19 protein-coding genes, 1 other RNA gene and 1 other annotated feature are annotated in these 25077 nt (G+C 41.3%); of the genes, 4 read left to right on the top strand and 16 right to left on the bottom strand.

Going from position 1 to position 25077, the window contains the following annotated elements; translation table 11 throughout:
• The 5 genes from FAY30_RS17570 to cymR form a co-directional block, all read right to left on the bottom strand.
• On the bottom strand, positions 1–2412 hold the full coding sequence (locus FAY30_RS17570; protein WP_149871091.1) for an SF1B family DNA helicase RecD2: 2412 nt from the start codon (positions 2410–2412) through the stop codon (positions 1–3).
• A 34-nt stretch (positions 2413–2446) separates the two neighbouring features.
• Positions 2447–3100: a tetratricopeptide repeat protein gene (locus tag FAY30_RS17575; protein WP_149871092.1), complete on the bottom strand. Its 654-nt coding sequence runs from the start codon at positions 3098–3100 to the stop codon at positions 2447–2449.
• 81 nt (positions 3101–3181) lie between these two features.
• Positions 3182–4300 (bottom strand): tRNA 2-thiouridine(34) synthase MnmA, encoded by a 1119-nt coding sequence (gene mnmA, locus FAY30_RS17580; protein WP_149871093.1) that lies wholly within the window; start codon positions 4298–4300, stop codon positions 3182–3184.
• Between the two features lie 40 nt (positions 4301–4340).
• Positions 4341–5483 (bottom strand): cysteine desulfurase family protein, encoded by a 1143-nt coding sequence (locus FAY30_RS17585; protein ID WP_149871094.1) that lies wholly within the window; start codon positions 5481–5483, stop codon positions 4341–4343.
• A gap of 42 nt (positions 5484–5525) precedes the next feature.
• Positions 5526–5945, bottom strand: a complete 420-nt coding sequence (gene cymR, locus FAY30_RS17590; RefSeq protein ID WP_149871095.1) for a cysteine metabolism transcriptional regulator CymR — start codon at positions 5943–5945, stop codon at positions 5526–5528.
• Between the two features lie 152 nt (positions 5946–6097).
• Here cymR and FAY30_RS17595 point away from each other — a divergent pair, with 152 nt between their 5' ends.
• Complete coding sequence (locus FAY30_RS17595; RefSeq protein ID WP_149871096.1) at positions 6098–7372, top strand: replication-associated recombination protein A; 1275 nt, start codon at positions 6098–6100, stop codon at positions 7370–7372.
• Between the two features lie 88 nt (positions 7373–7460).
• Here the strand turns inward: FAY30_RS17595 and FAY30_RS17600 are convergent, their stop codons facing one another.
• Positions 7461–8405, bottom strand: coding sequence for an ABC transporter permease (locus FAY30_RS17600; protein ID WP_149871097.1), 945 nt, complete (start codon positions 8403–8405; stop codon positions 7461–7463).
• Positions 8398–9324: an ABC transporter ATP-binding protein gene (locus FAY30_RS17605; RefSeq protein WP_149871098.1), complete on the bottom strand. Its 927-nt coding sequence runs from the start codon at positions 9322–9324 to the stop codon at positions 8398–8400. Before FAY30_RS17605 ends, FAY30_RS17600 begins: the two co-directional genes overlap by 8 nt.
• Positions 9325–9532: 208 nt before the next feature.
• Between FAY30_RS17605 and FAY30_RS17610 the strand changes: the two genes are divergently transcribed.
• Complete coding sequence (locus tag FAY30_RS17610; RefSeq protein WP_149871099.1) at positions 9533–10441, top strand: nuclease-related domain-containing protein; 909 nt, start codon at positions 9533–9535, stop codon at positions 10439–10441.
• A 302-nt stretch (positions 10442–10743) separates the two neighbouring features.
• Here the strand turns inward: FAY30_RS17610 and FAY30_RS17615 are convergent, their stop codons facing one another.
• From FAY30_RS17615 to FAY30_RS27245, 5 genes are all read right to left on the bottom strand, one after another.
• The gene (locus FAY30_RS17615; protein ID WP_149871100.1) at positions 10744–11511 is read right to left on the bottom strand and encodes a tRNA threonylcarbamoyladenosine dehydratase; all 768 of its coding nucleotides are present in this window, start codon (positions 11509–11511) and stop codon (positions 10744–10746) included.
• Between the two features lie 238 nt (positions 11512–11749).
• Positions 11750–11948, bottom strand: a non-coding RNA gene (ssrS, locus tag FAY30_RS17620) — 6S RNA.
• 67 nt (positions 11949–12015) lie between these two features.
• Positions 12016–13785, bottom strand: a complete 1770-nt coding sequence (aspS, locus tag FAY30_RS17625) for an aspartate--tRNA ligase (protein WP_149871101.1) — start codon at positions 13783–13785, stop codon at positions 12016–12018.
• A gap of 12 nt (positions 13786–13797) precedes the next feature.
• Positions 13798–15069, bottom strand: coding sequence for a histidine--tRNA ligase (gene hisS / locus FAY30_RS17630; RefSeq protein WP_149871102.1), 1272 nt, complete (start codon positions 15067–15069; stop codon positions 13798–13800).
• A gap of 82 nt (positions 15070–15151) precedes the next feature.
• Positions 15152–15390: a binding site (T-box leader), on the bottom strand.
• 59 nt (positions 15391–15449) lie between these two features.
• Positions 15450–15626, bottom strand: coding sequence for a hypothetical protein (locus FAY30_RS27245; RefSeq protein ID WP_190284680.1), 177 nt, complete (start codon positions 15624–15626; stop codon positions 15450–15452).
• Positions 15627–15786: 160 nt separating this feature from the next.
• Between FAY30_RS27245 and FAY30_RS17635 the strand changes: the two genes are divergently transcribed.
• Positions 15787–17550, top strand: coding sequence for an N-acetylmuramoyl-L-alanine amidase family protein (locus FAY30_RS17635; RefSeq protein WP_149871103.1), 1764 nt, complete (start codon positions 15787–15789; stop codon positions 17548–17550).
• Positions 17551–17640: 90 nt separating this feature from the next.
• A protein-coding gene (locus tag FAY30_RS28090) for an IS3 family transposase (protein ID WP_411675460.1) occupies positions 17641–19208 on the top strand; the annotation gives its coding sequence in 2 pieces (ribosomal slippage) (positions 17641–18274 and positions 18274–19208; 1569 coding nt in all).
• A gap of 56 nt (positions 19209–19264) precedes the next feature.
• Here FAY30_RS28090 and dtd read toward each other — a convergent pair.
• From dtd to recJ, 4 genes are all read right to left on the bottom strand, one after another.
• Complete coding sequence (gene dtd, locus FAY30_RS17645; RefSeq protein WP_149871104.1) at positions 19265–19714, bottom strand: D-aminoacyl-tRNA deacylase; 450 nt, start codon at positions 19712–19714, stop codon at positions 19265–19267.
• A 16-nt stretch (positions 19715–19730) separates the two neighbouring features.
• On the bottom strand, positions 19731–21926 hold the full coding sequence (locus FAY30_RS17650; protein WP_149871105.1) for a RelA/SpoT family protein: 2196 nt from the start codon (positions 21924–21926) through the stop codon (positions 19731–19733).
• Positions 21927–22153: 227 nt separating this feature from the next.
• Entirely contained in the window at positions 22154–22666 is a 513-nt protein-coding gene (locus tag FAY30_RS17655) for an adenine phosphoribosyltransferase (RefSeq protein ID WP_149871106.1), read from the bottom strand.
• On the bottom strand, positions 22657–25020 hold the full coding sequence (gene recJ / locus FAY30_RS17660; RefSeq protein WP_149871107.1) for a single-stranded-DNA-specific exonuclease RecJ: 2364 nt from the start codon (positions 25018–25020) through the stop codon (positions 22657–22659). Before recJ ends, FAY30_RS17655 begins: the two co-directional genes overlap by 10 nt.
• Positions 25021–25077 lie beyond the last annotated feature (57 nt).

Consider the following 25077-nt stretch of genomic DNA (forward strand, 5'->3'; position numbering starts at 1 on the left):
TCAGTCATTTATCATAAAATCATAAGGAGAAACGTTTTCCATCCCAACCATTGGATTTACATGCATTAATTCTTCCTCATAGGACATTTCAATGTCAGTTTGCTCCTCTTGGGAATCGTCCCCTTTTACGGCAATCGATTCCTTAAGTTTTTGGCAGAGCGTCGTTTGCCTCGAGAGCTCATCTGCTCTTTCAACTCCCATTCGAAGGGCATCCTCTTCACCGCATAGAATCAACGATTGTTTACTTCTGGTAATGGCTGTGTAAATTAGATTTCTTCGCAGCATCCGATAATAGCTCCGTGTAATGGGGAGAATAACAATCGGAAATTCACTGCCCTGTGATTTATGGACCGAACAGCAGTAAGCATGGGTGATCTGATTCAAGTCCTGCTTTGTATATTCAACCTCGTTCCCTTCAAAGGAAATGTAAATCATATCCTGTTTCTCTGTGTTTTCTTTCGCATAAATAATCGAAATTATTTCTCCTATATCTCCGTTAAAAACATTGCTTTCCGGCTGATTCACAAGCTGTAGCACCTTATCACCGATCCGATATTTTGCCTCACCAAAGGTAATTTCCTTCCGTTTCCCATCAGGGTTTGGGTTGAAAATTTCCTGGAGCAGCACATTTAAGCGGTCAATTCCTGCTGGCCCTCTGTACATCGGCGCCAGCACCTGTATATCTTTTGCGGAATACCCTTTATTTTTAGCATTAAGCGCTACTTTTTCAACTACTTGGGCCACCTGTGCCGTGGAACATTTGATAAAAGAACGATCCGCCTGTTTGGCGGTAATATTTGCAGGCAGATAGCCCTTTTTAATATCATGTGCCAGTTCAATGATTGATGATCCTTCTGCCTGCCGGTAAATATCGGTAAGACGGACAGTCGGAATCCGCTCTGATTGCAGCAGATCTTTCAATACCTGCCCCGGTCCGACTGATGGCAGCTGATCTTCGTCGCCTACCATGATGACTTGAATATGTTCTGGAAGTGCCTTAAATAATTGATTGGCAAGCCAAATGTCTAGCATCGAAGTTTCATCCACGATTAAGATTTTTCCTTCAAGTGGGCTGGCATCATCACGATCAAAGCCTTCTGATCCGTTAAAACCAAGCAGCCGGTGAATCGTGACGGCAGGTAATCCTGTCGATTCGGTCATTCGTTTGGCGGCTCGCCCAGTCGGTGCTGCCAGTAAAAACGGAAAAGGCTCATCCTTCTTATGGTAATCCTTCAGTTCTAAAGAACAGCCATGCAGTTCTCCGTATAGTTCTACGATTCCCTTAATCACGGTCGTTTTCCCAGTACCAGGTCCGCCTGTTAACATCAGCATCGGTGACATCAGCGCTGTTTGAATCGCTTCTTTTTGTGTTGGTGCATATTGCACGCCAAGACGTTCCTCTAAGCCCCCTAGTGCCAGAAGAAACTCTGATTCAGGGAACTGATCCTTAAATTCTGTTTGCTGTAATATCCGATTAATGCTCGTTACAAGGCCTTTTTCCGCGAAAAATAATGATGGGAGATAAATGCGTTTCTCCTCCACCATTAATTTTCCTTCCTCTTCGAGTTTAACAACCTCATTTGAGATATTTATGTATTCAATTTGATCCCTTTTGTTATCCTCAAGAAGTGCTTTCACTTGTTCGAGTAAATCCTGAGCATGCATGTAAACATGTCCCGTTTGCATGCTTTCACTTTCAAGGGTATAAAGACAGGCAGCTTTGATTCGGTCGGGATGGCTTCCGGTGATTCCCAGCTGGTGGCCAAGCTCATCCGCACGGCCAAAACCAATACCCTCGATATCTTCAACCAGTTTATATGGATTTTTTTGAATGGTTGTAAGTGTTTCCTCTTTATATGCTTGGTAAATCCGCATCGAGATCTGTGGTCCAAAGCCGTATTGATTTAAGGCAACCATTACCTGCTCGAGTCCTTGATGCTCCATCAGAGTGTCATAGAGCATTTTTGCCTTTTCAGGAGGGAGCTTGGGAATAGAATCAAGCAAGGAGGGCTGATTGAGAATCTTGGAAATAGCGTCTTCTCCCAATGTTTCAACGATATTCTCAGCCGTTTTCTTCCCAATTCCTTTAAACATTTCCCCTGATAAATAGGCGATGACTCCTTGTTTAGTCTGGGGCATATCTTTGCGGAAATGATTGGTGTGAAATTGCACCCCAAACTTTGGATGTTCCTTAAATTCCCCAAAGAAAATATAGGTTTCCTGTTCATGAATCTTTGGAAAATAGCCGGTAATCACCGCTTCTTTATCCTCATATTGATCGTTTGTTTCATCTACGCGAATTCTTAAAACGGTGTATAAATTTTGTTCATTGTGAAAAATCGTCACAATCGGCCGCCCTTTGACGAACTTCCCCTGCTCCGCGAATAAATCGAGTGAGTCTTGTTTTTCCATTTTGTGCTCCCTCCTTTCGGGTAGAATTGAAAAATTAAAGGTTATTTTCGATTAGTTTTTTTGCATGACCAGCAAGCAGATGGTCCGGTTGAATGGCGAGTGCATGATTAAACATTACCAGCGCTTCTGTGGCATTTTCTTTAAAGGCATAAGATACACCTAAATTGTAAAATGCATCTGAATGATTTGGATCTAACTCAACACACTTTTGGAGTTGGAAAATTGCCTCATCAATCAGTTCAAGCTGCGCCAAGCATAAGCCATATTGAAACCGTGCTTCCGCATCCTGTTCATTTAGCTCAACACTTCTTTGCAGATAGGGGAGAGCAAATTTACCTTGTTCTAATTGTACAAGTGTTAACCCAAGCATAAAGTAATTATCGCTTGACTCAAGCCCTTTTTTCATCGCCGTTTCAAACATATTTTTCGCTTCAGTAAATAGGTCTTGACTGAATAATAGGTTACCGATACTATAATAAGCCGCTGCCGCGTTTTCATCGATTTCAATCGCTTTTTGGTAGAAATTTAATGCCTTTTCATCATCACCTACGGCAGAAAGAACATTACCAAAGTTAATATAAGCAACGGGGTCAGTTGGATTTTCTTTAATAGCCTCATTAAAAGCCTTCGCTGCCTCTTCCCAGTTACCGTCTTGCATGTACCCGACACCTAATTGGTTTTTATCCATTTTGTTCACTCCAATCCTAAGAAAAAGTATAACATATTGGGCAAAAAACCCCGACTCCAAATTAGGAATCAGGGTTAAATATTAGCCAACATACGTTAATCGTTCACCGTTTTTAAACACATCGTCAATGGTCCCGCCTCCAAGACATTCATCGCCATCGTAAAAAACAGCGGCTTGCCCTGGAGTGATTGCCCGAATCGGTTCATGGAATAGCACTTGTACCTGACCATCCTCTAAAAGACGAACCGTGACTTTATGGTCTTCCTGACGATAACGGAATTTGGCGGTACAGTCAAACTCAGCAGGCTTTTCACGATTGGATACCCAGCTGACATTTACAGCGGTAATCGCATCAGAATATAGCTTTTCATGATGAAAACCTTGTCCCACATAAAGGACATTCTTTTTTAAATCCTTGCCGATGGCAAACCATGGCTCACCTGATCCGCCAATGCCTAAACCGTGGCGCTGGCCAATCGTATGATACATGAGCCCTTCATGCTTGCCTTTGACGATCCCGTCAAAGGTTTCCATATTCCCCGGCTGTGCAGGGAGATATTGCCCTAGAAATTCTTTGAAATTCCGCTCTCCAATGAAGCAAATTCCGGTGCTGTCCTTTTTGGAAGCAGTCGCTAGATTTGCCTCCTTCGCAATTTCCCGTACCTTTGATTTTTCTAGATTGCCGATGGGGAACATCACTTTACTGATCTGCTCCTGCGACAATTGATTCAGGAAATACGTTTGGTCCTTATTTTCGTCAAGTCCACGGAGCATTTTATATTCTCCGTCCCGGTACTCGACGCGCGCATAATGACCAGTGGCAAGATAATCCGCCCCTAAATTCATGGCATGCTCCAGGAATGCTTTAAATTTGATTTCTTTGTTGCACATCACGTCAGGGTTAGGCGTTCTGCCCGCTTTATATTCTTCAAGGAAATAAGTAAAGACCTTATCCCAATATTGTTTTTCAAAATTCACCGCATAATAAGGAATGCCAATTTGATTGCAGACGCGAATAACATCCTCGTAATCTTCTGTTGCCGTACAAACACCATTTTCGTCGGTGTCATCCCAGTTTTTCATGAAAATGCCGATAACGTCATAGCCTTGCTTCTTCAATAAAAGTGCTGCAACAGAGGAATCAACGCCTCCTGACATCCCGACAACAACCCGTATATCTTTTGGGTCTTTTCTTTCCATTTCGTTCACCTCTCTCTTTACCGCAGTTACGATTGTACCTTTATTTTTTCAGACGCGAAACAACTTTGGCCAATTCTTCAGCTGTTTTCATGACTTCAGCGGTCGTTGTCGTAAAACCAAAGCTGAAACGAATGGAATTGATTAAGCGCTCTGATTGTTTCCCAAACATCGCCACCAGGACGTGGGAAGGGTCAATAGAACCGGCCGTGCACGCGGAACCACTGGAAACGGCAATCCCTGCCAGATCCAGATTTACGAGCATGGCTTCCACACTTGTCCCCGGGAAGCTTAAGTTTAATACATGGGGCAGTGAATGTTCAAGCGATCCGTTTATGTCGAAATCAACATTTAGTTCACGAAGCTTTGTCAGCAGGGTTTCTTTTAATCCGTTGAACGTTTCTCTTTTGGCCGGCCGATTTTCATGAGCAATCAGGACAGCTTGATGAAATCCGGCGATTGAGGCAACATTTTCTGTTCCTGCACGCCGTTTTCTTTCTTGGTCACCGCCAAATAGACGGGGAGAAATTTTTACAGATGATCTCGCAAACAGGAAACCCATTCCTTTTGGACCATTAATTTTATGAGCAGAAACAGACAATAAATCAATTTGTGACTCATTGACATTAATGTCCTCAACGCCATAAGCCTGCACCGCATCTGTATGGAAAATAGCTTGATGATTCTTCAATAGCTGGCCAATTTCAGCAATCGGCTGAATGGTTCCAACTTCATTATTTCCATACATGACCGAAACGAGGATGGTATCATCCCTTAAAGCTTGCTGGAGATCTAAGACGGATATCCGCCCTGTTTTATCGACTGGCAGATAGGTAACCTCAAATCCCATTTTTTCTAATTTTTTGCAGGCATGAAGGACCGCATGGTGCTCTACTTGTGTCGAAATAATATGCTTACCTTTATCTTGGCTGCTTTCGGCCACCCCAAACAACGCCATATTATCTGCTTCCGTTCCACCGCCTGTGAAAATAATCTCATTTTCTTTTGCTCCAATACTATGAGCCAAAGCCGCACGCGCTAAATCAATATAATGGCGGGCTTCCCTGCCAAATGAATGAATGCTGGAAGGATTGCCGAATGTAGCATTCATGACTTCGAGCATTTTTTCAATCACCTTTGGGTGCATGGGTGTGGTTGCAGCATGGTCGAGATAAATTCGTTCCATCATTACACCTTCAATCCAATCATTCTCTCGTTATTTTTTACATTAAATATAAAACATATAACCTTCTGGTTCGCTATCCTCGCTATGACTGGCAAGATCATCCAATGTTGTATTATCTAATACATCTTTAATCGCATCGCGAATACGGATCCATAGCTCACGCTTGGCAGGTTCTTCATCTTCAATTCCTTCAACAGGGGTAATCGGACCTTCTAACACGCGAATCACATCACCCGCAGTGATTTTGGAAGGTTCATTTGTAAGGATATAACCGCCGTAAGCACCCCTGATGCTTTTTACCAGCCCAGCGTTTCTAAGCGGGGCAATTAACTGCTCTAAATAATGTTCGGACAGATCATTTGCCTGGGCAATCGTTTTTAATGAAGTAGGACCCTCGCCATGCTTTTTAGCTAGCTCAATCATGATAGTTAGACCGTATCGTCCTTTTGTAGAAATTTTCATATCTCGCACCTCTATTCGTAATCTATATCAAATATAATTCGCAGTAAATTGATAGGCATTAGAAATTATATCATATTCTTCTTCAATATGCTTTTACCATGGGAAAATGGTATTGTTATACGTATGGAATATTGTTTTTTGGAGAGATGAATATGCAACAGAAACCATTAGCATTTCGAATGCGTCCTAGAACGATTGATGAAGTAGTCGGCCAGCAGCATCTAGTTGGTAATGGAAAAATTATAGCCAGAATGGTAAAAGCAAAACAACTGACATCTATGATTTTATATGGTCCTCCGGGAATTGGCAAAACTTCAATTGCCAGTGCGATTGCCGGCAGTACGAAATATGCCTTTCGGACTCTGAACGCCGTTACCAATAATAAAAAGGATATGGAAATTGTCGCAGCCGAGGCGAAAATGTCCGGAAAAGTAATTCTGCTTCTTGATGAAGTCCATCGATTAGATAAAGCAAAACAGGATTTTTTACTTCCCTATTTAGAAAACGGCATGATTGTGCTAATCGGAGCAACGACAAGCAACCCTTACCATGCGATCAATCCGGCCATCCGCAGCCGCTGCCAAATTTTCGAGCTAAAACCGTTAACACCTGATGAAGTCAAGCAGGCACTAGCCCGTGCCCTTGAAGATGAGGAGCGGGGCTTTGGCGGGATGAAAATAGAGATAGCCGATGAAGCATTACAGCATTTTGCCCAAGGCTCCAATGGAGACGTAAGAAGCTCTTTAAATGCATTAGAATTAGCGGTCCTTTCAACGGATAAAAATGAGAATGGATTGATTCATATTGATGTAGAAACCGCTGAAGAATGTTTGCAGAAGAAAAGCTTGGTTGCCGATAAAGATGGTGATGGCCACTATGATGTCCTGTCAGCCTTTCAAAAATCAATCCGCGGCAGTGACGTTAATGCCGCACTTCACTATTTAGGCAGGTTGATTGAAGCAGGTGATCTGCCTAGTATAAGCCGCCGTCTAATTGTCATTGCCTATGAGGATATCGGGCTTGCCAATCCTCAAGCTGGAGCGCGAACATTGGCCGCGATTGAAACAGCAGAAAGAATTGGCTTTCCAGAAGCAAGGATTCCGCTCGCAAATGCCGTTATTGAATTGTGTTTGTCGCCTAAATCCAATTCCGCCGTCATAGCCATTCAGGCTGCCCTGGATGATATTCAAAAGGGAATCGTCGGCGAAGTTCCCGACCATCTTAAGGATGCCCATTACAAAGGAGCAAAAGACCTAGGCAGAGGCATCGGCTACATGTATCCCCATGATTATCCAAATGGCTGGGTACAGCAGCAGTATTTACCAAACAAAATCAAAAACAAACAATACTACCAGCCGAAAAAAACCGGGAAATTCGAACAAGCCCTCGCCACAGTCTACGAAAAATTAACAAGATCAAAACAGTAGAAATAGTAGGAAAGGTGTCAGGCACCATGTGAAAATTTCACATGGTGCCTGACACCTTTTTTGAGTTCTTTGTAGTGTTAAACTTCTGTTATGCGGCTACGTCGCGTTTTTTGAAGACGACGAAGGCCAGGGTTTGGAACAGGGCAAAGTAGATTAGCAGCATGATGACGGAGAAGGTTAACGTCATCCCCTCTACCATTGGTGTGCCTTCGAAATATTGCATCAAATCAGTATTGGCAAACAAAATGTATTTTGCCCAGTCGAATTTCATCGATAACAAAGTGGTAAACTGTCCGCCGGTAAACAATAAGAACAGTGACAAGCCAATGGCCAGACTACTGTTTCGGAAAACAGAAGAAATCATGAAAGCCATTGTCACCAGCATAATGGTGTCAATTGAGCTTAATCCGTAATAGATTAACAAGTGGACAACAATGTTTTGCTCTGTCACTTGACCGTTATAATAATTTAAATATGGAATGGCTTTGTCCGGCATTCCAAACAGAATCGCGCCAAGCCCAGTGGAGAAAACAAACAGAATCGCCAGTATAAACAAGGCGAACAATAGCACCGTCAAATATTTTGATAGGAGGATTCTTGTCCGGTTGATCGGCCTGATTAATAACAGTTTGATGGTTCCCCAGTTAAACTCACTGGCGACAATTCCGGCAGAAACGATAATAATAAATAAACCGGCTAACATAATCAGCTGTGAGGTATCCTTTACAAATGACCAAACCGTATATTTTTCCCGCGGCGGAATATCATGCTTCATTCGATAATCATTGATGGCAATTTCTTTTTTAAAAAATTGCTTTTCCGTCTTCGTCCGGCTTTGCGTCATCTGCTGCTTTAAGGCGTTATTTTCCTCTTGTAATACTTGCTCCCAATTTTTATCCTGCACAAAGTCTTTTTGCTGCGTCTTAACCACAATCCCCACTAAGGCAATGGCAACAACGAGCATTCCAATCATCACAAAGGTGCCTGGGCGTTTAAATATTTTCATCCATTCATTTTTGATTAAATTAAGCATGTGTTGCAGCCTCCTTCTCCGATGTCACCTCAAGGAAGCGATCTTCTAGTGTTTTCACTGTTTCTTTTATTCCAAAAATCAGAATATCATGAGTAACCAATTGTTTAACCAAATTCGGTATTTCCTCTTTTTGGAGCATAACGGTTATTCCGTTTCGTGAGTGGCTGGCTCTTACATCAGGATAGTTCACCTCAATGAGTTTTAAGGCCTTATCAGATGGAACAACCTCCATTTCATAGGTCACTTCAGAGCCATGTACAAATTCCTCTACGAGCTGCACATCGATCAACCTGCCATTTTGAATAATTCCGATCCGATCACACATCATTTCCATTTCGGATAACAAGTGGCTGGAAACGATGACAGCCATATCTTTTTCACGGGCCAGGAGGCGGACATAATCACGGATTTCCCTGATTCCCGCTGGGTCGAGACCATTTGTCGGCTCATCAAGAATAAGGACATCCGGGTCATGCAACAGACACTGTGCTAAGCCCAATCGCTGCCTCATCCCTAAGGAGTAGGTTTTCACCTTATCATTGATTCGTGCTGTTAAACCAACGAGCTCCACCGTTTCCGCAATCTTTTCCTTTGTAATCCCTTTAGACATTCTTGCGTAATGGACAAGATTTTGATATCCCGTTAAGAATTTATACATTTCGGGATTCTCAACAATGGCTCCCACATGGCCGACCGCATCCTCAAACTGGGTATTAATGCTTGAGCCGCCAATCATGATATCCCCAGAAGTAATACCCATTAGCCCGACAATCATTCGAATGGTCGTAGTTTTTCCGGCTCCATTCGGACCTAGGAACCCAAAAACCTCCCCTTTATTCACCTGGAAGCTAATATCGTCTATTATAGTTCTTCCTTTAATCACTTTCGTTACATTTTTTAATTCGACGATGGTATTCAAACTCTCTCTCCTCTCTATGTATCCCAACATAGTTTAACGTAAATTCCTATTTAATTATATCCTAGTTAATTAGTATTCATAAAACGGCTGAGGGTGGAAACCTAGCTAGGTCTAGAGACTGAGAAGAATGTTAACAAAATAGCCATACATGCAGCTGATAATATTTTATACAATTAAATTGTTACCAAGCTATGAAAGGAAGTGTGCTATGTTTTTAAATTCTCGAATGGAATCAAAAGAATTGCTAAGGTTAAGATCGTTAAACACACGTATGATACTGGCACCCAATGATAAAAAGTATTATTTTAATCTTGAAAAAGGATTTGAAGGTGAGAAAGAGTTTGACCAATTAACCCAAAAGCTTCAAAATGATTTTTTTATAATTAATGATTTACGCCTAGAATTCAACAACTCTGAGTTTCAATTTGATACCTTAATCATTGCTCAAGAAACCATTTACCCTTTCGAAGTTAAAAATCATGAGGGTGATTATTATTATGAGTCTGGTAATTTTTATTCTTTGTTAACTAAGGATGAAGTAAAGAATCCATTGGACCAATTAAAACGCAGTAAATCACTTTTTTGCCCCTTACTCAAAAAAATGGGGATTACTGCCCCTGTCGAAGGTTTTGTTACTTTTGTAAACCCAGTTTTCACCTTATATCAAGCCCCTATTAATGCCCCGATCATTTATCCAACACAGCTTAAAAGCCTCATGAACAAATTAGAGCAAATACCGTCTAAACTAAATGTCCACCACAAAAGACTTGCTGATCAATTAATTTCAATGCACCTATATGAATCTCGCTATACACGAATCCCGTCTTATAGGTATGAACAATTGAAAAAAGGAGTAATCTGTCCAATTTGCTTTTCATTTATGATGTCTTTTGGGGATAAAAAACTCGTGTGTAAAAAATGCTTATTTGAGGAAAGTGTTGATTCAGGTGTTATGCGGAGTGTAAAGGAATTTGTGCTGCTGTTCCCGGATAGAAAAATTACCACAATCAGTGTTCATGATTGGTGTGGCGTGATAAAATCAGCGAAGGTTATTAGGAGGATATTAATGCAAAACTATACGTCAATTGGCGCAAGACAACACAGATATTTTGAGTGAAAATCTTAATTATTATGCTCTCTCATACTGTTGGGGGAGCTTTTTGCTTCGGGGGCAAGTAACAACAGATTTCATTTACCGTTTGGCCTCTTTTTTTCGATCATCGGTCAATGTAACCCCTTTTCATTTACCGTTCGGCCTCTATTTTCCGCGCTTCGGTCAATGTAACCCCTTTTCATTTACCGTTCGGCTACTCTTTTCAGCACTTCGGTCAATTCGCCCCAGTTTCTTGGACCGCAGGTTTATGAGTGTATGGGAACATCAAAAAAACCCCAAACCAAGTATAGTTCAGGGCTAAATAATTATTTATCATCTGATACACGATGAATCTTGATGTCTTTTAGCAATTCCGTGACCACATAGCTTGCCATAATCAAGCCGGCGGCAGATGGGACGAAGGCATTGGATGCAGGCGGCATTTGTCCTTTACGGATCGGTGAGTTCTCGTTACCGACCTCTTTTTTAATATCCTCACGGATGACAATTGGGCTTTCGTCAGAAAAAACAACTGGAATCCCTTTATGGATCCGTTCCTTGCGAAGCTTTGTGCGAATGACTTTTGCTATCGGATCCGTGTGCGTTTTGGAAATATCCGCAATCTTGAAGCGGGTTGGATCCATTTTATTGGCGGCTCCCATGCTTGAAATAATTGGAATCCCGCGCTTTAAACACTCTTTCATCAAATGAATTTTATACACAATGGTATCAGAGGCATCCACAAAAAAGTCAATATTGCAGTCAAAAATGTCCTCATAGGTTTCCTCTGTGTAAAAAATCTTTAGTGCAATTACTTCACAATCAGGATTGATATCCATAATCCGCTCCTGCATGATTTCAACTTTCGGTCTGCCAATCGTTGAAAGCAGGGCAATTAGCTGACGGTTGATGTTGGTAATATCCACATCATCTTTATCAATTAAAATTAAGCGGCCTACTCCGGAGCGAGCTAGTGCTTCAGCGGCAAACGAACCGACTCCGCCGACCCCTAATACAGCGACCGTACTGTTTTTCATGATTTCTAATCCTTCTTTACCAATCGCAAGCTCATTTCGGGAAAATTGATGCAGCATATATTTTCACTCCAAATTCTTAGTCAATTTCAACCTATTGTTGCTATTATTTTTTCACCTAAAAAATATATCATACTCGCTCATAAATACAAGTATTTTTATAGGAATTACCGCAAAGAAAATTCGCCAAGGAAGGAGAAGATAAAAGCCGTTTTAAATTTTCGACTATCCTCACGGCCCAAAATGGCTAAATAAAAACCTCCCGACATAGCCAGGAGGTTGATTTTAAACAAAAGGAAAGAGTCCCAATGATGCCGTTGCTTCTCGATCCTTAGTTTTGATCCCGCTACTTGAGCAGGGGGGTGTCCTGTTTCCGGTATTGTAAGTCCCCTTCCCTGTTAAAGGCGGGGCATTTACGCAATCAGAAAACTCCAGACTCCCGAATAAAAAATGTTCGGTCAAAACTTCAGGTAACACAACGTACATTTCAGGACTCTTCTTTAATTGCTTTTATCATAACATATTTTAACTCTGCCTACAAGAAATCATGAAAGCGAATTCCAGTTATTTATTAACATTTAGTGACAAATGTAATTCCTTCAATTGTGCCTCGGAAACTTCTCCAGGTGCGTTTGTTAACAAGCAGCTTGCACTGGCAGTCTTTGGAAATGCAATGGTATCACGTAAGTTTGTGCTGCCGGCAAGCAGCATCACCAAACGGTCAAGTCCAAGGGCAATTCCTCCATGCGGCGGTGTACCGTATTCAAAGGCATTCATCAGGAAGCCGAATTGTTCTAAAGCAGCTTCCGGTGTAAACCCAAGTACACTGAACATTTTTTCTTGAATCGGGCGTTCAAAGATACGCAGCGATCCGCCGCCAAGCTCATAGCCGTTCAACACAAGGTCATACGCTTGGGCACGAACCTTAGAAGGATCTGAATCCAGGTATTCAATGTCTTCCCTAAATGGCATCGTAAATGGATGGTGGGCAGCATAATAACGGCCTTCCTCCTCATCGTACTCTAACAGCGGCCAGTCGGTGACCCATAAAAAGTTAAACAAGCTTTGGTCGATTAATCCTAATTCTTTTCCAAGCTTTTGTCTTAAGGCACCAAGGGCGTCAGCGACAACGCTCTTCTTATCAGCAACAAACAAGAGCAGGTCCCCTTCAGAAGCTTCAAGGGTCGCCGTCAAAGCCTGGGCATCAGTTTCAGAGAAGAATTTTGCAATTGGACCCTTTAAGCCTTCCCCGTCCACTTTCAACCAGGCAAGACCTTTTGCACCATAGACGGCTACAAATTCAGTCAATGCATCAATATCTTTCCTTGAATACTTTTCTGCTGCGCCTTTTACATTAATCGCTTTAACCTGTCCGCCGCCGGCAACAGCAGAAGCAAACACTTTAAAGCCGGACTCTTTCACGATTTCAGAAAGGTCAACGAGTTCTAAACCAAAACGTGTATCCGGTTTATCAGAACCAAATCGGCTCATCGCTTCATCGTAGGTCATCCGCGGGAAGACCTCCGGTACCTCAACGCCTTTTACTTCCTTCATCAGCTGGGTCATCATTTTTTCCATCATGCCCATGATATCTTCCTGGCTCATGAAGCTTGTTTCAATATCAATTTGCGTAAATTCAGGCTGACGGTCTGCACGCAGGTCCTCATCACGGAAGCAGCGGGCGATTTGGTAATACCGTTCTACGCCCCCTACCATAAGCAATTGCTTAAACAATTGTGGTGATTGGGGCAGCGCGTAAAATTCACCCGGGTGGACACGGCTGGGAACTAAATAATCCCGTGCTCCTTCTGGTGTGCTTTTTGTTAATATTGGTGTCTCAATATCCAAAAAGCCTTCGCCATCGAGAAAATCTCTAATTTGCTTTGTCACTTGATGACGCATTTTTAATGTTTCAAAAATCACCGGGCGACGGAAATCTAAATAGCGATATTTTAAGCGGATATCTTCTGACGCATCTGTTTTATCTGAAATCATAAACGGCGGTGTTTTTGCTTCATTGATAATGATGACCTTTTCCGCTTGAACTTCGATTTTTCCAGTTTTTAAATTATCATTAACAGTGCCGGCTTCACGTGCAACCACCGTTCCAACCACATCCAACACATATTCATTACGGATTTTTTCTGCCGTTTCTAGTGCTTCCTTCGATAAATCAGGATTAAATACGACCTGAACAATCCCGGAACGATCACGCAGATCGATAAAAATTAAACCGCCAAGGTCGCGCCGTTTTTGCACCCATCCTTTTAATGTTACTTTTTCCCCTACTGAAGACTCTGGAACTTCTCCACAAAAATACGATCTGCCAAACATTGTTAATCCCCCTTAAGATTGCATTTCCTGAAATTGATGAATGAAGGTGTCCAGGTCTAATTCCACTTGTTCACCAGTTGCCATATTTTTCACATTAATTTTGTTGTTTTTAAGTTCGTCGTCACCGAGTACAACTACATACTTTGCTTTTAAACGATCTGCGGCTTTAAATTGTGCCTTAATTTTTCGATCTAAATAATCTCTTTCGGCTGAAAAACCAGCTAGACGCAGCTTTTGCAAAAGCCCTACGGTGTAATCTTTCGCTTCCTCTCCAAGAGCTGCAAGGTAGCAGTCAATCCCTTGATTTACCGTAAGTTCAATCCCTTCAGCATCCAAGGCAGCTAGAAAACGCTCAATACTTAAGGCAAAACCAATTCCCGGTGTTTCCGGCCCGCCAATTTCTTCCGCTAAGCCGTTATAACGGCCACCGCCGCATAGCGTCGTAATGGCGCCAAATCCTTCGGCATTACTCATAATCTCAAACGCTGTGTGATTATAATAATCCAGGCCCCGCACCAAGTTCGCATCCACTTCAAACGGGATATCGAGCTGCGTTAAGTAGTGCTGTAATTTTTCAAAATAAGCCTTTGAATACTCATTCAAAAACTCAAGGATGGATGGTGCTGATTTCATTAATTCGTGATCGCGATCCTGTTTACAATCGAGTATTCTAAGCGGATTTTTCTCAAGACGATTTTGACAATCGTGGCAAAACTCTCCGATCCGCGGTTTAAAGTGATTCACTAATGCCTCACGGTGAGCGGTTCGGCTCTCCTTATCTCCAAGGCTGTTGATGATGAGCTTCAGTTTTTGTAAACCCATTTCTTTGTATAAATTCATTGCGAGGGAGATCACCTCTGCATCAATCGCCGGATCATTACTGCCTAACGCCTCAATGCCAAATTGAACAAACTGGCGAAAGCGGCCTGCCTGAGGGCGTTCATAGCGGAACATCGGCCCCATGTAATATAGCTTGACGGGTTGGTTGGCGAGCCCAAACATTTTTTTCTCAACGTATGAGCGCACGACCGCTGCTGTTCCTTCTGGCCGGAGCGTGATACTGCGCTTCCCGCGGTCCTCAAATGTGTACATTTCCTTTTGCACAATATCCGTGGAATCACCCACACCTCTGGAAAAAAGGTCGGTATGTTCAAAGATCGGTGTACGAATCTCCTGATATTGGTATTTTTCACAAAGCTCACGTGCCTTTGCTTCAATTAACTGCCACTTTTCAACTTCACCGGGCAGAATGTCCTGGGTTCCTCTTGGAATACTAATAGACATTATGGAAAACCTCCTCATGTAAAAAATTTATGTAAAGTAATTTTTACGTAAATAAAAAAACTCTCGTCCCTTGTATTTACATACAAGGGACGAGAGTTTAATCCCGCGGTGCCACCCTAGTTGAAAAGCATTACATGCATGCTCCTCCTCTTAAACAGATAACGCCTGCTCACGTTTTCTCCTACTAGAGCCTAAGCTTTTTCAGAGAGAAGCCTACGGAGTGTTCATTCATTAAGGCACATGCAGAAATGCTTTCAGCCTAGGGCATTTCCTCTCTTTTCATGGGTTAGCTTAATTACTATGCTCCATCACGGGTTTTTCCAATATTTCATTTTATTTATATAATAATACGGAGCAAAGATAGTGTTGTCAAGAGAGATTTACGATCTTTCCAGATGTTTTTTTAACTTTCTGACATCACCCATCGTGATTCCAAATTCAGATGCCAGTTCAAACGAGGTTGCATGCTGCTCCTTTTGAATGAAATCATGAAAATCCACCCCAAAAAGGCGGCCATCCATGGATTGTACATTCATTCCCTTTTCACTCGACCTCATACTATAATCACCTCTGTCCTTTTTCTCTATTATTTCCACAAATCGTGAAAAAATTGCATGATCCATGCTGAATTCTTAGGTTACCTGGTCAATATTAGTAATTTAGGAATGAATTTCTTTCGCCTTTACGTTAAAATAAAAATGGAAAAGGAGGGAATTGATGTTTAAAAAGTTTAATCTTATCTTATTATCTAGCATTCTTATTTTTGGAGCCTTCCTGCCTCAGGGAAAAATTAGGGCTGCCAGCGAATCGTTGACCATATCAACAGATGCCGTCAATGTTCGCGGAGGTCCAGGTTTAAGTTACCCCCTCGTCAAAGTTGCCAAGCGGGGAGAAACGTATTCGATTGTGAAAGAAAAAAATGATTGGATTGAAATTCAATTATCTTTTGGTAAAACAGGCTGGGTCGTTAACTGGCTTGTCACAAAAGAAGACGAGCCCAAAGCTGCATTATCAACATCAACCGGAAACAATAACACACTAGCCAAAGCCAATACCGATCAATTAAGGGTTCGCTCTGGTCCAGGGACAAGCTTTCAGATTGTCGGCTTCTTAACTAAAGGACAAGAAGTCACGATCCTTGATCAAAACGAAAACTGGTATAAAATAGCCTCAACATTTGGTGAAGGCTGGGCAATTAGAGACTTTCTCGAGATTAAAACCGTTAAGCAGGAAGATAAGAAACCGAATCCTTCATCCACTAGCATAGGTACAGGTGTCGTTACTGGCGATACCTTAAATATCCGGAAGGAACCGGCCGCATCCAGTGCTATTATCGGAAAATTAACTAAGGGTACCAGCATAACGATTTATTCAAAACAAAATAATTGGGTGGAGATAGGTTTTTCAAACCTAAAAGGATGGGCGAGTTCCGCGTTTATTGACATGCAAACAGGATCTTCGAAGGACACCCCTAAGAAAGAATTGAAGGGAATCAATGGTTCGGTAACTGCCGGCAGTCTTAGTGTTCGCTCAGAGGCCTCATTGGATTCCAACATTATTGGCACGGTAACAAAAGGCCAAAGCTTTGCTATTTTGGAGGAATTCAATAATTGGGTAAAAATAGAATACAAGACTGGCAGATTCGGTTGGGTTGCCGGGTGGTATCTTGATAAAACAACAGCGAAATCCCAGACTGGACAAGCCTTGAAGGACAGTACGATTACGATCTTACATAATGGAACGAATATCCGAAAAGAAGCAAATGTCCAATCAGATGTCGTTGTTCTGGCAAATGAAGGGGAAGTTTTTTCGGTAAACAGGATTGTAAATGAGTGGTACGAGATAAAGCTAAAGAATGGAAAAATCGGATTTGTTGCCGGCTGGATTGTTTCCATTAATGGAAACAACACGCAGATACAGAAATCAGGCGCAGATGGCTATCTCAAAAATAAAACCATTGTTCTCGACCCCGGTCATGGCGGCGGAGATAACGGGACAACCGGTGCAAACGGAACATTAGAGAAGAACCTGACACTAAGGACTGCCAGGCTTCTGTATGATAAATTAAACGCTGCCGGTGCAAATGTCATTCTTACCAGAAGCAATGATTCCTTCATTCAATTGCCGTCCCGCGTAAATGCTGCACAAGCAAACAATGCAGACGCCTTTATCAGCCTGCACTATGACAGTAATGTAGATCGCAGTATTCGCGGAATGACTGGCTATTATTATCATGGGTATCAAAAATCATTAGCTGACACCCTTTATGCTGCAACAATTGGACAAACAAAATTGAAAGATCGCGGCGTCCGAATCGGTGATTACCATGTGATTCGTGAAAACAGTCAAAAAGGGGTTCTAATGGAGCTTGGCTATTTAAGCAATCCTGAGGAGGAAATAACCCTAAACACCAGCGGATTCCAGGAAAATGCCGCTTCCGGACTGTATAATGGTTTAGCAAGGTTCTTTAAAGTTAATTAAAAAAATGAGCTTGGCGCCAATGATATGCTCCCAATAAAGTAGACAGATCAAATAAAAAAAAATCTGTATACTTTATTGGGGGCTTTTTCTATGGGAAAGAGTGCTTTTTCTGCACAAGAAAAGTACGAGTTAATTTTAGCGTTTAATGAAAGACAAACCTCAATTCAAGGCTTCTGTTCGCACTATAATATTTCAGATGAAGCAATGAAAGAATGGATTTATCTTTATCAAAAATATGGAATTGATGGGCTTAACAACCCTGGTAAATGGAAACGTTACTCTAAAGAGGTCAAAACAGCAGCTGTTCTGGATTACCTTTCTGGGAACGATTCTCTAATTGGGATTACACACAAATATGAAATATCCAGCACATCAGTGTTGAGACAGTGGATAAACAATTATAATAATCATAGAGATTTAAAAGAGACACAAAGGGAGAATAACTCTATGATTAAAGGTCGTTCCACTACACTTGAAGAACGTTTAGAAATTGTTAAGTATTGTCTTAAAAACGAAAAAAAATATCATAAGGCATCAGAGCTTTTCAAGGTGTCGTATCAACAGGTGTATCAATGGGTGAAGAAGTATGAGAAAGAAGGCGAAGAGGGTCTTAAAGATAAAAGAGGAAGGAGTAAATCCGAGCCAGAGTTAACTCCTGAGGAGAAGATTCAGCGTGAAATGAAACGGTTGGAGCAGGAAAATGAGCGTCTTCGGGCAGAAAATGAATTCTTAAAAAAGTTAGAGGAACTAGAAAGGAGGCGATTAAAGAAACGTCCTTAAGCCAAACTCGATTAAGTGATATATATGAAGCGATTCAAGAACTTCATAAGGAAGATAATTTTTCTATTGTGCTATTATGTAAGATTGCGAGAATTTCACGTTCAGGCTACTATAAATGGCTTCACCGATCACCGTCGGAAAATGAGGTGTTAAATGAGGAGATCCTTGAAGAGATCATACACCTATATAAAAAAGTGGATGGGATATATGGATATCGCCGTATAACGTTGAACCTGAATCGAATCTTTTCAAAGGATATCAACCATAAACGAGTGTATAGATTAATGAAAATAGCTGGAATCCAGTCAGTCATTCGACGGAAGCGTAAGAAGTATAAATCTAGCACTCCACAACACGTCGTTGAAAACGTATTAAACAGGGAATTTAATGCGGAGAAGCCAAATGAAAAATGGCTGACTGATGTGACTGAAATGAAATACGGATCTTCTCAGAAGGCTTATTTGAGTGCGATTTTGGATTTGTATGATGGCTCCATTGTAAGCTATATGATTGGGACTTCTAATAATAATCCGTTGGTTTTTAAGACCCTAGATTTAGCGTTGAAGGCCAACCCGAATGCCACCCCCCTCCTCCACAGTGACCGGGGGTATCAATACACTTCCCCAGCATTTAAAAAGAAGATTGAGAAAGCAGAAATGGTACAAAGTATGTCTAGAGTGGGACGATGCATTGATAATGGACCGATGGAGGGATTTTGGGGAACCTTAAAATGTGAGAAGTTTTATTTAAACAAATACAGTACGTTTGAGGAATTGAAAAAAGACATTGAAGAATACATACAGTTTTATAATCATGAAAGATTACAAAAAAGACTAAACGGCCTTAGCCCCTTAGAATACAGGGCTAAAGCCGCCTAATGTTGTTTATTTATTTCCACTGTCTACTTGACGGGGGGCAGTTCACAATGCCAAGCTCATTTTCTATCTTTACTGTCTAATATTAATGTAACCGGCCCGTCATTCGTTAGTTGAACATCCATCATCGCACCGAAGACGCCTGTTTCGACACGAATGTCTCTATCTCGCACCATGGTGTTAAACGTCTCATATAGCCGTACAGCTTGCTCTGGTCTGGCTGCTTGAATGAAACTAGGCCTTCTCCCTTTGCGGCAATCACCGTAAAGGGTAAACTGAGAAACGGATAGAATCTCTCCACCAATATCCAATAATGAATGGTTCATTTTTCCTTCGGCATCCTCAAAGATCCTAAGATTGACCACTTTATCAGCCAGGTATGCTGCATCCTCTTCTTTGTCCTCATGTGTTACACCGACGAGCAAAACCAAGCCGCTGTTTATTTCACCCGTTACTTCACCGTCAACGGTTACCTTGGCTTCCCTGCTGCGTTGAACAACTACTTTCATGTTAAAACACCTAACCTTAATTCATTATCCGTCGAACCGAATAAATATCTGGAATCTGTTTAATTCGCTCTACCACTTTTTGCAGGTGGGAAACGTTATGAATCGCTATTGTCATGCTAATCGTAGCCATTTTATTACGATCGGTTTTCCCTGTAACAGCATTGATATTCGTTTTAGTTTCATTTACTGCCTGAAGAACTTCATTTAAAAGTCCTCTTCGATCGAATCCGCTGATTTCAATATCAACGTTATACTCTTTACGATCATTTAGGGAGGTTTCCCACTCAACCGGAATTAATCGGGATTGGGCATCATTGGAATCAATATTCGTACAATCTGAGCGGTGAACAGAAACACCGCGTCCTTTTGTAATAAAACCGACAATTTCATCGCCCGGTACCGGATTACAACATCTTGATAAGCGGATTAAGAGATTATCAATTCCTTGAACACGGACGCCCGATTCCCGCTTCTTATTAGATGGAAAAGATTTTAAATCCGAAATTACATTCGTTATACTTGCCGATTGTTCTTGGTCTCGTTTTTTACGCCATTTCTCGGTTAAGCGGTTGGCCACCTGTAAGGCGGTGACCCCGTTATAACCGACGGCGGCATACATATCTTCATCATTAGAAAAATTAAATTTATCCGCAACCTTTTTCAGATTATCGGGAGTTAAAATTTCTTTCAGGTCGAATTCCATATTGCGGATTTCTTTTTCAACGAGTTCTTTGCCTTTTATCACATTTTCATCACGGCGCTGCTTCTTAAAGAACGCACGAATCTTGTTTTTCGCCTGTGAGGTTTGTGCCAGTTTTAACCAATCCTGACTTGGTCCATAAGAATGCTTGGAGGTGAGAATTTCGATTATATCGCCAGTCTTCAGCGTATAATCAAGCGTCACCATTTTGCCATTCACTTTTGCTCCAATGGTTTTATTACCGATTTCAGAGTGAATTCGATAGGCAAAATCAATCGGAACAGAACCAGAAGGCAATTCAATGACATCACCCTTTGGCGTAAAGACAAATACCATATCGGAAAACAAGTCAATTTTCAGTGACTCCATGAACTCTTCGGCATTGGCAGTATCATTTTGGAACTCCAAAATCTCTCGGAACCAGGTTAGTTTTTGTTCGAAGGTAGAGCTATCACTAATAGACTTCCCTTCCTTATAGGCCCAGTGGGCAGCAACCCCGAATTCGGCAATCCGGTGCATTTCATACGTACGAATTTGCACCTCAAGCGGGTCTCCCTTTGGACCAATTACGGTTGTGTGCAAGGACTGATACATATTTGGCTTCGGCATCGCGATATAATCCTTAAAGCGGCCAGGCATCGGCTTCCAGCATGTATGAATGATACCGAGGACGGCATAGCAATCTTTTATACTGTTCACGACAATTCGCACAGCGAGCAAATCATATATTTCACTGAATTGCTTATTTTGCAAGACCATTTTTCGGTAGATGCTGTAAATATGCTTTGGACGGCCGGAAAGTTCGGCTTTGATCGAGACTTCATCCATCCGTGACTTAACCTCATCGATCACATCGTCTAAATATTGCTCCCGTTCGGCCCGTTTCTTCTTCATTAAGTTTACAATCCGGTAATATTGCTGCGGATTTAAATACCTTAATGCGGTATCTTCCAACTCCCATTTAATCTTAGAAATACCAAGACGATGCGCTAAAGGGGCAAAAATTTCAAGTGTCTCATTTGAAATCCGACGCTGTTTCTCTACAGGAAGATGCTTTAATGTCCGCATATTATGCAGACGGTCGGCAAGCTTAATCAGAATCACCCGGATGTCCTGTGCCATCGCTACAAACATTTTTCGGTGATTTTCCGCCTGCTGCTCCTCATGAGATTTATATTTAATTTTCCCTAACTTTGTTACCCCATCGACAAGCATCGCCACTTCGTCGTCAAAGGCCTCCTCAATATCTTTTAAGGAAACACTTGTATCTTCCACAACGTCATGGAGAAAACCAGCAGCTACTGTTGCCGGATCCATCTCTAGGTCTGCCAGAATACCTGCAACCTGAATTGGATGGATGATATACGGCTCCCCTGATTTTCGATATTGTTCACGATGAGCATGTTTTGCGTATTCATACGCATTTTTAACTAAATCAACATGCTCCTCATTTAAGTATTTTCTCGTCTTGTCGATGACTTGGTCGGCTGTTAACACTTGATCATTCGCCATGAAATCACCTTTATTTTCATCTCATTTTTATTTGTATTAAGGAATTTTGGTTTAAAAAATTGTTACTAAATTATAATGATTGTTACTATTATCGAAAAAAAAAGCAAAGATGTAAAGAGATTGGGCTGTTTTTTCTGCAAATTTTGAAAAGAAAAGTCGAAAATTCATTATTTCATATCAATATTATATAAAGAGAGCACTCGTCTGTGAGTGCCCTCCTGCATAATTTAATAGTGCATTAATGTTAAAATATCATAGCCGTTAAGCTTTTTCCGACCTTCTAAATAGCTTAACTCAACTAAGAAAGCGATTCCGGCTACGACGCCGCCAAGCTGTTCCACTAATTGAATCGTTGCTTCAATTGTGCCGCCTGTTGCTAGTAAGTCATCGGTAATTAAGACTCGTTGCCCTGGCTGAATCGCATCTTTATGGATGGTTAGTACATCTTTCCCGTACTCAAGACCATAGCCAACTTTAATTGTTTCTCTTGGAAGCTTTCCTTCTTTACGAACTGGAGCAAAACCTACCCCAAGCGAATAGGCCACTGGGCAGCCAATAATGAATCCCCGTGCTTCTGGTCCAACAATAATATCAATTTCTTTCTCTTTCGCATAAGCAACGATTTGGTCTGTTGCATATTTATATGCTTCACCATCATTCATTAAAGGAGTAATATCTTTAAATTTAATTCCCGGCTTCGGCCAATCGGGTACGATTGTAATAAATTGTTTTAAATCCATTCTGTAATTGCCTCCTCAGTTTCAACTGACTCTTGAATAACTTGATCGAACCAGCCTTTTAATTCCTGAAAGGATGAAAACAACAAATCCTTTTCAAGGGCATATTGTGCCTGTTTCCTTTGATAGGTTCTTGAGTCAGTTAAATCACGCTTTTGCGCTTGATTGTTCAAAGTAATAAATCCATTGTATATTGTAACAAAATCCAGTTCAGAAAACACCTTTGTCATAAAATAAAGAGTTTCCTGCGACCAGCCGCGATGCTTGGCAATCATATCGCCATGTCTTTTCAGGTCAAGCGGGCCTTTTTTCATGAGGTAGGCATAAAACCATTTAAAATGGTCGCGAGTCGGAACCGTACTGAAAAAATCACTGGATTCTTTATAAAAATAAGTATAAATTCTGGATGGCTGACTACCTTCTAATAAGACTTTTAGCATCTCCTTTGAAGGGGGAAAATCAACTAAAGCGATATTTGCCCGATTACCATCAAAAGCCTTTGCCTCTTCAAGATTTTGAATAAGAATGGACTCATCTTGCAGATCAGAGCCTATTTTTTCAAAAATCTCTTTATTAAAAAGGATGAATTTCCGGTTTTCAGCTGGGACAATATCTTTCATACTTTTGAGTCTCTTTTGTCCGCGAAAATCAAATAACTGCCATGATTCTATAGCGAGGTCATGGATAAAAATTTGTGGTTTACGTATATTGTTCCATTCATTAATAGATAATTCTCCAATTAATGAAATTTTTGATGCTGGGGAAATTTGGTCGGCTAATGCCCCTAACCCAAAGCCTATTCCGTCAAGGTTTGCATTACCTTCATTGATTAAAATCTTTAAATGGTTTTGCTCACTGCCAATTTTTCTCATATTGCCAATTTCGACATTATGAATTAAGACTTTTGGCTTAGGGTTGTCCATGCCAAAAGGAGAAAGCAAATTCAATTCTTCTAAAGAAGATAGTTGGATATCATCCAGATGGATTTCCTCGTCAAGTAGTGTTACAGGTATAAAATCCTCAGCAGATAATTGCTCGCCTGCAAGCTTATTTAATCGATCCCTAAGCTCGGCAACATCTTCAAGCTTCAAGGTCATGCCTGCTGCCATTGGATGTCCGCCAAAGTGCGGGAGAATCTCTCGGCAGGCAGATAAATTTTTAAATAAATCAAATCCGGCAATACTCCTGGCAGAGCCCTTCGCTAACCCTTTATTAGGGTCAAAATTTAACACGATTGTTGGCCGATAGTATTTTTCAACTAGCCTTGAAGCGACAATACCAATAACACCGGCGTTCCAGCCTTCTTTCCCCACAACAAGGACCTTATTTTCCTCAATCGGGAAATTCCTTTCAACCTCTTCAATGGCTTCAGCTGTGATTGAATTGACAATCGATTGCCTAGTCTTATTTAAGGTATCCATTTCTTCCGCTAAATGCTGTGCCTCATCAGGATCATCTGTCAGTATCAGCTGAACAGCTAAGTCAGCATCTTCTAATCTGCCGACAGCATTAATTCTTGGCGCAAGCGTGAAGCCAATCGTTTCTTCATTTATCGCATTAGGATTGACACCGGATAATTTTAAGATGGCTTTAAGACCAATATTTTGCGTAACTTTCAGTTTTTCTAGACCTTTTTTGGCTATTAAACGATTTTCGCCTTTTAACGATACCAAATCCGCTATCGTTCCAATAACCGCTATTTCGAACAAATGCTCAGGAATTTCCCCATATAGGGCATGAGCGAGCTTAAATGCGACACCAACACCTGCTAATTCACGAAACGGATAAATACTTTCGGGAAGCTTAGGGTGAATAATCGCTAATGCCTCTGGCAGAACTGGACCTGGTTCATGATGATCCGTAATGATGAGATCGATTCCCAGCTCTTTTGCAACGGCAGCTTCATGGACGGCTGATATTCCAGTATCCACGGTAATAATTAAATTTATTCCATTTTCCGCAGCTTGGCGGAATGCCTGTTCATTCGGGCCATACCCTTCTGTAAAACGATTCGGGATGTAAAATTGCACATTGGCACCAAGCTCACGTAGTGTGATCATTAATACCGATGTACTGCTAACGCCATCAGCGTCATAATCACCATAAATAAGAATAGGTTCTTGATCTTCGATTGCTTTCCGAATTCTCTTAACTGCCAGGTCCATATCTTTTAAAAGATATGGGTCATGGAACTCATCCTTCCCAAATAAAAAATACCGTGCTGAATCAACGGTATCTAAGCCACGGTTAACAAGCAGTGACGCAACTAGAGGTGTTATTTTCAATTCATTTGCCAGCATGTTGACTAGATTGTGATCAGAACTGCGAACAATCCATCTTGTTTTTGACTTTAACATCGGTTGGTTCACCCCTCAGACTTATTTATTATACAGGAGTCAAAAAAGCCTTTCAAT

It is taken from the genome of Bacillus sp. S3 (assembly GCF_005154805.1).
Classification (GTDB): domain Bacteria; phylum Bacillota; class Bacilli; order Bacillales; family Cytobacillaceae; genus Neobacillus.